Source organism: Proteus genomosp. 4 str. ATCC 51469 (assembly GCF_003144375.1).
In the GTDB taxonomy this organism is placed as follows: domain Bacteria; phylum Pseudomonadota; class Gammaproteobacteria; order Enterobacterales; family Enterobacteriaceae; genus Proteus.
In genome coordinates this window covers 202,229-213,883 of the sequence record NZ_PENV01000005.1, presented here as the reverse complement: position 1 = coordinate 213,883, position 11,655 = coordinate 202,229, and the positions used below count along the sequence as shown (strand labels likewise).

Genomic DNA, 11,655 nt, shown 5'->3' with positions numbered 1-11,655 from the left:
AGAAGTGAAACGTTGTAGCGCCGATGGTAGTGTGGGGTCTCCCCATGTGAGAGTAGGGAACTGCCAGGCATTAAATAAGACGAAAAAGCCAACCCAATGGGTTGGCTTTTTTGCGTTTAAGCTTTTTAAAAGCTCAAATCAATGAGTAATTTATCTTTGTTAATAAAATAATTGCTAAATAATACCTTGGCTCCAACGAGAAAACTGCTCAATTCCCATCCGATTTAATATGTAACGAAACCAAACACTGTAATTTTGTGCGTTCTCTTCAATATCTTGATAAAGAGAATCGAGAGAGATCCAGCGATAATTCATCACTTCATTTGGATTACTAAGTGGTAATTCGTTACTAAACCCAAGAAATAGATGATCAAATTCATGTTCTATCAGATCATCAGTCACTTTTTCGTTATATAGAATAGTTCCAATAGATTGCATATCACATTTCATGCCTAATTCTTCATCTAAACGACGATGAATAGCATCTGAAACTAATTCGTTTGGAAGAGGATGACTACAACAAGTGTTTGCCCATAAACCACCAGAGTGATATTTAGATATTGCACGTTGTTGAATAAGTAATTGCTGCTTTGAATTAAAAATAAATATTGAAAAGGCTCGATGTAAGGCGCCTACAATATGAGCTTCAAGCTTTGGCATCGTTCCCAGCTCATTATCATTTTTATCTACGAGAATAACAGCGTCTTCCACAAGAAATCACCTTAATAAAATAATATATTGTTATAGCGTGAATATAACATGACTGTATATCAAATAACGATTTATTGTGTTGTCCTTTTTATGGCATCACATTTGTGATGCCTAGAATAAAAGGAAAAAGATCTAAGCAGTATAATATTGAACGCCAATCTTAATAAGTTCTCGGCCTTGTGATTTACGATATTTATTTGTATCTCTTAACGAATAAATACACCCACAGTATTCTTGTTGATAGAATTGTTCTCGCTTACTTATTTCTATCATTCTGGCTGAGCCACCTTTTTTACGCCAATTATAATCCCAATAAACCATATCTGGATAAGGCGCTACTGCTCTTTCGCCACAACCATTTATCTGTTTCATATCTTTCCACCGTGATATCCCAAGTGAACTTGAAATAACAGAAAAACCATTTTCAGCAGCATAAAGAGCTGTTCTTTCAAAACGCATATCAAAACACATTGTGCATCGGATACCACGTTCAGGCTCTTTTTCCATTCCCTTAGCTCTTTCAAACCAATTGTCAGTATCATAATCGGCATCGACAAAAGGAATATTATGTTTTTTAGCAAAACGGATATTTTCCTCTTTTCGAATTAAATACTCTTTTTGAGGATGAATATTGGGATTATAAAAAAAGATTGTATATTCAATGCCTGATGCTTGTAATGCTTCCATGACTTCACCAGAACAAGGGGCACAACAAGAATGTAATAAGAGTTTATTGGCATTTGCAGGTAATGTCAGTTTTTCTCGTATAAGTGTCATTGATGATCCTAAACTACGTTATTTTAGTTATAAAACAATGCTTATATTATAGATATAAATACGTAATTAATCTGCTGTTTTAAAATTATATTAAAATAACTATTTGTTTTACATATATTTAAATAATGCAATATCAATATATAAGGTAATAGCTATCAGAGAGTTTACTAGATTCATATTCTGATGAGAGGTAAGATGAAATACTAATTCTGCTATTGTTTATAGCAAAATCAAAAATAAAGGAATTTAGTTATGCCGTCTATATTACCTCGTTCTGTAACCTCCCCAAAAAAATTCTTTATTGGTAGCCAACTTCTTGCTTCTGTTGGTAAATATGTTAAAGATTTTGGTGATAATGCTTTTATTATTAGTGATGAATTTTTCTTAGAAAAAGTAACTAAAGAAGCGCTTCCTTCTCTAAAAGAAAATAAGATTGGAGCGATTGTTGAAAAATTTAATTACGAATGTACTGAAGCAGAAGTTAATCGCCTTGGTCAAATTGCAATTGAGAATAAAGCGAACGTTATTATTGGTATTGGCGGTGGCAAGACATTAGACGTGTCTAAAGCGGTTGCTTATTATCAACATATTCCTGTTATTTTATTTCCTACGATTGCCTCTACTGACGCACCTTGTACTGCACTTTCAGTGTTATACAAAGAAAATGGTGAGTTTGATAAATATTTATTTTTACCGCAAAACCCTGATGTTGTTATTGCAGACACTGCGATTATTGCCTCTGCACCACAACGTTTTTTCTCAGCGGGTGTTGGTGATGCTCTGGCGACTTACTTTGAAGCACGCGCTTGCTATCAAGCAGATGGTTTAAACTTAGTCAATCAACGCCCATCACGTACAGGCCTTGGTTTAGCACAATTATGCTTTGAAATGTTAAGTGAAAACATTGATAAAGCAATGGATGCTATCCGTCATAAAATTACTACACCAGCATTAGAACAAACTATTGAAGCAACAATTTATCTTAGTGGTGTTGGTGCCGAAGCTGGCGGTTTAGCCGCTGCTCATGCGGTCAACAATGGTATGTCTGCGGTTGAGTCTTTACATCGTGTTCAACATGGTGAAAAAGTTGTCTTTGGTTTATTAACACAATTAGTGCTAGAAAATGCGCCACAAGAAGAAATTGATGAAGTGATCCGTATTATTAAAGCGGCGGAATTACCACTGACACTTGAAGATATGGGTATGAAAGAATTCATTGAAAGCGAATGGCGTACTGTAGCGAAAATTGCCTGTGCCGAAGGTGATACCATGGGTAATATGCCAATGAGAGTCACTGAAGACGATGTTTATAATGCAATGATCGCTGCTAACGCATTAGCTCATCGCTATAAATAATTCTTAGCTTGGCAAATGATTATCTTAAAACCCCAAATTTTATTTTGGGGTTTTTCTTTAATCTAAGGTTGGATTCATATGAGCAAGATCGAACGGTGTTATCTGATAAACATAGTAATTCAACCAGTTTGCAAACAATAAATGCCCATGGCTACGCCAAGAAGCGATAGGTTTTTTACTTGGATCATTATTAGGAAAATAATTTTCTGGTAATTGAGGATCTAGCCCTGCTTTAACATCACGATGATATTCATCTGCTAGTGTATTGGGATCGTATTCTGGATGCCCAGTTGCAAAGACAACTCTTTTATCTTTTGATGCAAACAAATAAGCGCCTGCTTCTTCTGAAGTCGCAAGGATCTCTAAATCAGTATTATGTTGAATAAAATCGATAGGAAACCCGGCATAACGAGAATGAGGTGCAAAAAAAGTCTCATCAAATCCACGAGTCAATAATGAAAGAGGCGAGCAAGTGCTATGACGATATACTCCTGAAATTTTTTGTTCTAGCGTATATTTTGGTAATCCATATAAAATATTTAGCCCTGCTTGGGCAGCCCAGCAAATAAAAAGTGTTGAAGTGACGTGTTCTTTAGCCCATGTAATAACTTCCTTTATTTCATCCCAATAAGCCACATCTTCAAATTCGACTAACCCTAATGGTGCCCCTGTAACAATAAGACCATCAAAATTTTGTTCTTTAATTTGGTCGAAATCGCAATAGAAAGTATCGAGATGTTCTACTGGCGTATTTTTAGGGATACGAGAATCAATACGTAATAATTGGATATCAATTTGCAGAGGGCTATTAGAAAGTAACCGCAGAAATTGGTTTTCTGTTTCTATTTTCTTTGGCATTAAATTAAGGATAAGCACTTTTAAAGGGCGAATATCTTGAATACTTGCTCTACTGGATGTCATGACGAAGACATTCTCTTTTTGTAAACAACTGACTGCGGGTAGCTCATCGGGTACTCTAATTGGCATTTCAATAACCTCTAAAAACATCTAGACATCTAGAAGCCTAAATTTAGCTAATAACCTTTTGAATGTCGAGGTCTTCATGTTGTGTATGAAGAATATTCATATAAGAAAAAGCTATATAGGTAAAATCATCAAGTATGAACACACTTTTTTTCCTTTCGTTAGCGATCTCTTCTAGATCCCTCTAGTTATTTTTGAAATTTCCGTTTTTGTACAATAAAAAAACACCATTGTAATCACATTGTTAAAATTTATTTAAATAAAAATGGAATTCATTTTTGATTTTTGTGAAAACTGCATTAATCTTAATCAGGTGTGTAAACGATTTTAGGGGAATGCAGAATGTCACAATCGTTAATAACAGAAGAATTAAATTTTACGCAATCTTTTGGTGAACAGGAAAAAGAGATAATAAATCAAGATGTTAAATTATTTTTAACTGATTTGGTTAATCATTTTTCAGAGAGAAGGGATACCTTATTAGCGGAAAGGGAAAAGTGGAAAAATAAAGTTGATAATGGAATGCTTCCTGATTTTATTTCGGAATCAGATTCCATTATAAATTCGGAGTGGAAAGTTAATCCAATACCTAAAGATCTGCAAGACCGTCGTGTTGAAATAACAGGGCCCGTTGATCGCAAAATGGTTATCAATGCATTGAATGCCAATGTAAAAGTCTTTATGGCGGACTTTGAAGATTCCTTAGCACCTACATGGGACAAAGTGATTGATGGCCAAATTAATTTGCGTGATGCCGTCAAAGGCACCATTTCTTATACCAATGAACAGGGTAAATGCTATCAACTTAAAGCATCACCAGCAGTATTGATTGCCAGAGTTAGAGGATTACATCTTCCTGAAAAACATGTGTTATGGCAGGGGGAGCCTATTTCTGGTGGATTATTTGATTTTGCTTTGTATTTTTATCATAACCACAAAGCACTGTTAGAAAAAGGAAGTGGACCATATTTCTACATTCCTAAATTGCAAACATGGCAAGAGGCTAAATGGTGGAGTGATGTTTTTCATTTCACTGAAAAGCGCTTTGGTTTAGCAACAGGAACGATTAAAGCCACGGTATTAATTGAAACCTTACCCGCTGTTTTCCAAATGGAAGAAATCCTCTTCCACATGAAAGAGCATATTGTCGGGCTTAACTGTGGTCGTTGGGATTATATTTTTAGCTATATTAAGACATTAAAAAATTACCCTGATCGTGTATTACCAGATAGACAAGGGATCACGATGACTCAGCCTTTCTTGAGTGCTTATTCTCGTCTACTTGTTCAAACTTGCCATAAACGTGGCGCTTTTGCGATGGGAGGAATGTCTGCGTTTATTCCAAGTCGAGATCCTGAGCAAAACGGCATTATTTTGAAAAAAGTATTTGATGATAAAGAGCTTGAAGCAACAAATGGTCATGATGGTACTTGGATTGCTCATCCTGGTCTTGCTGAAACCGTATTAGCAGCTTTTGATGCCGTATTGGGAGCTCGTTCCAATCAACTTGATGTACAACGTAATGAAAAAATAACGGCAGAAATGTTATTAGCACCTTGTACAGGTGAACGTACAGAAAAGGGCATGAGAGCTAATATCCGTGTTGCTGTGCAATATATCGAAGCGTGGATTTCTGGTAATGGTTGCGTACCTATCTATGGACTAATGGAAGATGCCGCAACGGCAGAAATATCGCGTACTTCTATTTGGCAATGGATCAGCCACCAAAAAACGCTGTCTGATGGGCAAATTGTGACTAAAGATCTCTTCCGTAATATGTTGAAAGAAGAGCTTGAGGTGATACGCCAAGAAGTCGGTGATACTCGTTTCGAAGAAGGGCGTTTTAAAGAAGCCGCTTCTTTGATGGATAACATTACAACCCAAGATGAATTAGTCGATTTTCTGACTTTGCCGGGTTATCAACTTTTAAATTAAAAAAGATACGTCAAAACGTATTTATAAACTGCAAACATCATCACTACCGTATTTATAGGAGCTGTTTTTATGACTATTAGTAGATCAGAGCAAATCGCCCAATTAGAGAAAGAGTGGGAACAACCTCGCTGGAAAGGTATTACTCGTCCTTATAGCGCTGAAGATGTCATTAAATTAAGAGGTTCGGTTAACCCAGAACATACCTTAGCACGACGTGGCGCTCAAAGGCTTTGGTCATCATTAAATGGAAAATCGAAAAAAGGCTATGTGAATGCATTAGGGGCTTTAACGGGTGGGCAAGCGTTGCAACAAGCAAAAGCAGGGTTAGAAGCCGTTTATCTTTCAGGATGGCAAGTGGCTGCTGATGCTAACACTGCGGCAAGCATGTATCCTGATCAGTCTTTATATCCGGTTGATTCTGTTCCTAATGTTGTACAACGTATCAATAATACCTTTAGACGAGCTGATCAAATTCAGTGGTCAAATGGTATTGGTCCTCAACATAAAGATTATATTGATTTCTTCCTTCCTATTGTGGCTGATGCGGAAGCGGGCTTTGGTGGTGTATTAAATGCCTTTGAATTAATGAAGGCGATGATTGAAGCTGGCGCAGCAGGTGTTCATTTTGAAGATCAGTTAGCCGCAGTGAAAAAATGCGGACATATGGGGGGAAAAGTATTAGTTCCAACCCAAGAAGCTGTACAAAAACTGGTTGCGGCACGTTTAGCTGCTGATGTGTCTGATGTACCAACTTTATTAGTTGCAAGAACAGATGCTGATGCCGCAGATCTCTTAACTTCTGATTGCGATCCTTATGATAGTTCGTTCTTAACAGGAGAACGTACACCTGAAGGTTTCTTCTGTACCCATGCTGGTATTGATCAAGCCATTAGCCGTGGTCTTGCTTATGCGCCTTATGCCGATTTGGTGTGGTGTGAAACATCACTCCCCGATCTGAAAATGGCGGCTAAGTTTGCTGAAGCTATTCACGATAAATATCCCGGAAAAATGCTGGCTTATAACTGTTCACCTTCCTTTAACTGGAAAAAGAATCTTGATGATCGCACGATTGCGCATTTCCAAGATGAGCTTTCTGCAATGGGATATAAATTCCAATTTATTACTTTAGCGGGTATCCATAGCATGTGGTTCAACATGTTTGATTTAGCGCATGACTACGCTAAAGGTGAAGGTATGAAGCATTACGTTGAAAAAGTACAAGAAAAAGAATTTGCTGCACTTAATCAAGGTTATACCTTCTCCTCACATCAACAAGAAGTGGGAACAGGATATTTTGATAAAGTCACGACGATTATTCAAGGTGGTATGTCTTCTGTAACGGCACTAACAGGCTCAACAGAAGAGCAGCAATTCTAAAGTTTAAAAATATTATTATCTCTTTTTGTGGTGATAATTCAGGAGCAGGATGCTCCTCTTTTTCGTGAGGTTGTGAATGACGCCAGAAGATTTGATTGCTCAAACAATTTTACAGGGCTTTGATGCTCAATATGGTCGTTTCCTTGAGATAACATCAGGAGCTCAATATCGTTTTGAACAAGCAGATTGGCATGGTGCTCAACTGGCGATGAAAGAGCGCATCCGTTTATATGATAATCATGTTGGATTAGTGGTTGAACAACTTAGATGTATTCGTCACGACATTGATAAAGAAAGTCTTTTTTTACAAAAAGTAAAAGAAAACTATACGCAATTATTGCCTAATTATCCTCGATTTGAGATTGCAGAAAGCTTTTTTAATTCCGTTTATTGTCGTCTGTTTCACCATCGTGAATTGAATAAAAGAAATCTTTTTGTTTTTTCATCACAACCTGCTTATCGCTTTACGCAAGCCCCTCGACCATTATCAAAGCAGTTTGTTATTCAAAGTGATTTACCGACATTACTGCAAGACATCTTATCGCGCTTACCTTTACGGTTGCCGTGGCAAAATAAGCAACGAGATATTAATTCAATCTGTAATGTGCTAAATGCCCAGTTTTCTTCTTTGCAGTTACGTAATGCGGTATTTCATATTGCAAATGAACTCTTTTATCGTAATAAAGCTGCATGGCTAATAGGTAAAATTGTTATTGATAATCAATATATTCCGTTCCTATTACCTATTCATAATATTGAACAACAATTGTTGATTGATACTTGTTTGATAACCGCAGATGAAGCCAGCATTGTCTTTGGTTTTGCCCGTTCTTATTTTATGGTTTATGCGCCATTTCCTGCGGCATTAGTTGCATGGTTAAGAGATATATTGCCGGGGAAATCTATCGCTGAGCTTTATATGTCTATTGGATGTCAAAAACACGGTAAAACAGAATACTACCGCGAATACCTTGCTTTTATGAATTTTTCATCGGAGCAATTTATCGAAGCACCAGGAGTAAAAGGTATGGTGATGTTGGTGTTTACGTTACCAACGTATGATCGTGTTTTTAAAGTGATCAAAGATAAATTTGCGCCACAAAAAACGATCACCGCTGAGCGTGTAAAAGAGTGCTATCAATTAGTTAAAGAGCACGATCGTGTTGGTCGAATGGCAGATACTCAAGAATTTGAGAATTTTGTGGTCGATAAAAAAAGAATTAGCCCTGAGTTAATGGCTGTCTTTGAACAGGAGATCCCAAATAAATTGGAAGATCTTGGCGATAAGTTACTGATCCGCCATCTTTATATGGAACGCAGAATGACACCTCTCAATATCTATATGGCGCAATGTAATGATGATCAACTCAAAGCTGTCGTCGAAGACTACGGCCAAGCATTAAAAGAACTTATCGCGGCGAATATTTTTCCTGGTGACATGTTATTTAAAAACTTTGGAGTGACTCGTCATCATCGTGTCATTTTCTATGATTATGATGAAATTAGCTATATTACAGATATGAATTTTCGGGCGATCCCTCCGGCCCGCTATCCTGAAGATGAATTAGCCAGTGAACCTTGGTATAGCGTTGCGCTTAATGATGTTTTTCCAGAAGAATTTCGTTATTTTTTATGCAGTGATAAACAAGTCTGTCGTTATTTTGAGGCTCAACATCATGATCTTTTATCACCAGAATATTGGCAACAACAACAGCAAAGAATTAAAGAAGGGTATATTGAGGATGTTTACGCTTATGCCCAAACTAAGCGATTTGCTTATCGTGATCCGTCAGAATAAAAAAGGTTAAAAACAAAGATAGGCATAAAGGGGATACCTATCTTTATTGAGCTAAATATATTTTTATTGCAAAAATTAGCGCTGAGTGCCAGCAACAGCTTCTCTAGCTAATTCAGTAATACGCTGGAAATCACCAGCTTTAACCGCATCATTAGGCACTAACCAAGAGCCACCAATACAAAGTACGCTTTCTAGCGCCAGATAATTACGGTAATTATCTGGTGAAATGCCTCCGGTTGGACAAAAGCGAACTTTTGAGAATGGTCCTGCAATTGCTTTTAATGCCTTAACACCCCCGTTGGCTTCAGCAGGGAAAAACTTAAATTCATTTAAACCATAACTCATACCGAGCATTAGCTCAGAAACTGTTGAAATACCAGGAATTAAAGGGATCGTTCCAGCTACTGCAGCTTTGAGTAGTGCTTCTGTTAACCCAGGGCTAATAGCAAATTGAGCGCCTGCTTCAGTAACTTGTGCTAACTGTTGTGGATTAATCACGGTTCCTGCACCCACAATGGCTTCTGGGACTTCTTTCGCAATACGGCGAATAGCTTCAATAGCGCAATCTGTACGTAATGTGACTTCTAAAACTTTTACGCCACCTGCAACCAATGCTCTGGCAACAGGTACAGCTTCATCAATATGATTAATAACAATAACAGGAACGACAGGCCCTGATTTTAGTACAGACTCTGCACTTGTATTCCAATGATTCATCATTTGTATTTCCTAATTAGAAAATGGTGAGCAAATGAATTAAATCTGCTCCTCGTTAGGCATTAAAACTTGTTGCTATTAAAAATCAATACAACAAGCACCTTGTTCAGCTCCGGATAAATGACGACGCAAATTCACAAATAGTTCACGGCCACAGCCTATGTCGTTCGCACTTAAATCAGGCATCTTATCTTGGCGAGCATTGAGTGTTTGTTCATCAACAAGGAGTGTTAACTCACCTGTTTTACCATTAACACGAATGATATCACCATCGTGCACTTTGGATAATAAACCACCATTAATAGCTTCAGGAGTGACATGAATTGCGGCAGGTACTTTACCAGATGCGCCTGAAAGTCGGCCATCGGTAACTAATGCTACTTTGTAGCCTTTATCCATTAACACCCCTAGTGGTGGCATTAATTTATGTAATTCTGGCATACCGTTGGCTTGTGGCCCTTGATAACGCACAACCACAACACAATCTTTATTTAGCTCACCGGCTTCAAATTTAGCGGCAATATCATGTTGGCTATTAAACACCACAGCAGGGGCTTCGATAATTTTATTTTCATCAGGTACGGCTGAAGTTTTCATTACAGCTCTGCCTAAATTACCTTGCATCACTTGTGTACCACCATGTGATGAGAATGGTGTATTGATATCAGCAATGACATCTTTATCTAAAGAGCTTGTTGTACCTTCGCGCCAATCAAGTTTACCCTCATTTAACCAAGGTTCTAAGGTATAACGCTCAATGCCAAATCCTGCAACAGTATTGACATCACGATGAATTAAGCCTTTTTTCAGTAGTTCGCGAATAATTAGTGCGATACCCCCTGCTGCTTGAAACTGGTTGATATCGGCAGGGCCATTAGGATAAATACGAGCAATCAGTGGCACAACTTGTGAAAGTTCAGAGAAATCATCCCAATTAATGATAATGCCAGCCGCGCGTGCCATTGCAACTAAGTGCATTGTTAGGTTAGTTGATCCACCCGTTGTTAATAGAGCAATAATGCCGTTTACAATGACCTTCTCGTCAACTAATTGACCGATAGGAAGGTAATTACCTGAGTTTTCAGTAAGGCGTACTATTTGGTTAGCCGCTGCATCCGTCAATGCATCACGCAAGGGGGTATCTGGATGAACAAAAGAAGCACCGGGTAAATGTAACCCCATCATTTCCATGACCATCTGATTTGAGTTCGCTGTACCGTAAAAGGTGCAGGTGCCAATACTATGGTAAGACGCTGCTTCGGCTTCTAACAATGCATGACGATCCACTTTACCTTCAGCATAAAGTTGGCGAATACGCACTTTTTCTTTATTGGGTAAACCACTCGTCATAGGGCCAGCAGGAACAAAAATAGCAGGAAGATGACCAAAAGAGAGTGCTGCCATTGTCAGTCCAGGAACAATTTTATCGCAGATCCCTAAATAGAGTGCACCATCAAACATATTATGAGATAAACCGACAGCCGCTGACATCGCAATCACATCCCGACTCAGGAGTGATAGTTCCATCCCATCTTGACCTTGAGTTACACCATCACACATAGCAGGAACACCGCCTGCAACTTGCCCTACGGCACCAACAGCATGTAATGCTTTTTTAATTTTTTGGGGATAATTTTCATACGGCTGATGAGCTGACAACATATCATTGTAAGCAGTGATAATGGCAATATCATTATGAACCATATTTTTCAGGCGATTTTTATCATCAGCCTGACAAGCAGCGAAACCATGAGCCAAATTACCGCAAGCTAATTGAGCACGATGTACTGTTTGGCTTTTTGCAGCTTCGATTTTTTTCAGATAAGCACGACGAGTCAATTGTGAGCGAACAATAATGCGCTCTGTTACCTGTTTTACAGTCTCATTAAGCGGAACAAAGTCGTTCTGAATTGGGTTATGGTTTTTAGGGTTCATAATGATGCTTCCTTTATTCACACAGGGTGATGAGCGTTACTATCGGCTATGAATAGAGCGTATTT

Annotated in this window: 9 protein-coding genes; 4 read left to right on the top strand and 5 right to left on the bottom strand. The window is 38.0% G+C overall.

Annotation, left to right across the window (positions count from 1 at the left end; genetic code table 11):
- Positions 1–174: 174 nt before the first annotated feature.
- Positions 175–711: an isopentenyl-diphosphate Delta-isomerase gene (gene idi / locus DK866_RS07915; protein WP_109408463.1), complete on the bottom strand. Its 537-nt coding sequence runs from the start codon at positions 709–711 to the stop codon at positions 175–177.
- A gap of 132 nt (positions 712–843) precedes the next feature.
- Positions 844–1,488: an epoxyqueuosine reductase QueH gene (locus DK866_RS07910; protein ID WP_109408462.1), complete on the bottom strand. Its 645-nt coding sequence runs from the start codon at positions 1,486–1,488 to the stop codon at positions 844–846.
- Positions 1,489–1,740: 252 nt separating this feature from the next.
- Here DK866_RS07910 and DK866_RS07905 point away from each other — a divergent pair, with 252 nt between their 5' ends.
- Entirely contained in the window at positions 1,741–2,844 is a 1,104-nt protein-coding gene (locus DK866_RS07905; protein WP_109408461.1) for a glycerol dehydrogenase, read from the top strand.
- 57 nt (positions 2,845–2,901) lie between these two features.
- On the opposite strand, the gene metA is transcribed toward DK866_RS07905, so the two are convergent.
- A complete protein-coding gene (gene metA, locus DK866_RS07900; protein ID WP_109408469.1) occupies positions 2,902–3,831 on the bottom strand; it encodes a homoserine O-acetyltransferase MetA in 930 nt (309 codons plus the stop codon).
- Between the two features lie 339 nt (positions 3,832–4,170).
- Between metA and aceB the strand changes: the two genes are divergently transcribed.
- From aceB to aceK, 3 genes are all read left to right on the top strand, one after another.
- Entirely contained in the window at positions 4,171–5,763 is a 1,593-nt protein-coding gene (gene aceB / locus DK866_RS07895; RefSeq protein WP_109408460.1) for a malate synthase A, read from the top strand.
- 69 nt (positions 5,764–5,832) lie between these two features.
- The gene (gene aceA, locus DK866_RS07890; protein ID WP_072065199.1) at positions 5,833–7,140 is read left to right on the top strand and encodes an isocitrate lyase; all 1,308 of its coding nucleotides are present in this window, start codon (positions 5,833–5,835) and stop codon (positions 7,138–7,140) included.
- A 76-nt stretch (positions 7,141–7,216) separates the two neighbouring features.
- Complete coding sequence (gene aceK, locus DK866_RS07885; protein ID WP_109408459.1) at positions 7,217–8,938, top strand: bifunctional isocitrate dehydrogenase kinase/phosphatase; 1,722 nt, start codon at positions 7,217–7,219, stop codon at positions 8,936–8,938.
- Positions 8,939–9,013: 75 nt separating this feature from the next.
- Here the strand turns inward: aceK and DK866_RS07880 are convergent, their stop codons facing one another.
- Both DK866_RS07880 and edd read right to left on the bottom strand, forming a co-directional pair.
- Positions 9,014–9,655 (bottom strand): bifunctional 4-hydroxy-2-oxoglutarate aldolase/2-dehydro-3-deoxy-phosphogluconate aldolase, encoded by a 642-nt coding sequence (locus DK866_RS07880; protein WP_109408468.1) that lies wholly within the window; start codon positions 9,653–9,655, stop codon positions 9,014–9,016.
- Positions 9,656–9,733: 78 nt separating this feature from the next.
- The gene (edd, locus tag DK866_RS07875; protein WP_109408458.1) at positions 9,734–11,590 is read right to left on the bottom strand and encodes a phosphogluconate dehydratase; all 1,857 of its coding nucleotides are present in this window, start codon (positions 11,588–11,590) and stop codon (positions 9,734–9,736) included.
- Positions 11,591–11,655: the final 65 nt, after the last annotated feature.

What these genes read in the sequence shown, in the direction of transcription:
- DK866_RS07910 (WP_109408462.1), bottom strand. Translation starts at nt 1,488, where the DNA reads ATGACACTTATACGAGAAAAACTGACATTACCTGCAAATGCCAATAAA.
- DK866_RS07905 (WP_109408461.1), top strand. Translation starts at nt 1,741, where the DNA reads ATGCCGTCTATATTACCTCGTTCTGTAACCTCCCCAAAAAAATTCTTT.
- metA (WP_109408469.1), bottom strand. Translation starts at nt 3,831, where the DNA reads ATGCCAATTAGAGTACCCGATGAGCTACCCGCAGTCAGTTGTTTACAA.
- aceB (WP_109408460.1), top strand. Translation starts at nt 4,171, where the DNA reads ATGTCACAATCGTTAATAACAGAAGAATTAAATTTTACGCAATCTTTT.
- aceA (WP_072065199.1), top strand. Translation starts at nt 5,833, where the DNA reads ATGACTATTAGTAGATCAGAGCAAATCGCCCAATTAGAGAAAGAGTGG.
- aceK (WP_109408459.1), top strand. Translation starts at nt 7,217, where the DNA reads ATGACGCCAGAAGATTTGATTGCTCAAACAATTTTACAGGGCTTTGAT.
- DK866_RS07880 (WP_109408468.1), bottom strand. Translation starts at nt 9,655, where the DNA reads ATGAATCATTGGAATACAAGTGCAGAGTCTGTACTAAAATCAGGGCCT.
- edd (WP_109408458.1), bottom strand. Translation starts at nt 11,590, where the DNA reads ATGAACCCTAAAAACCATAACCCAATTCAGAACGACTTTGTTCCGCTT.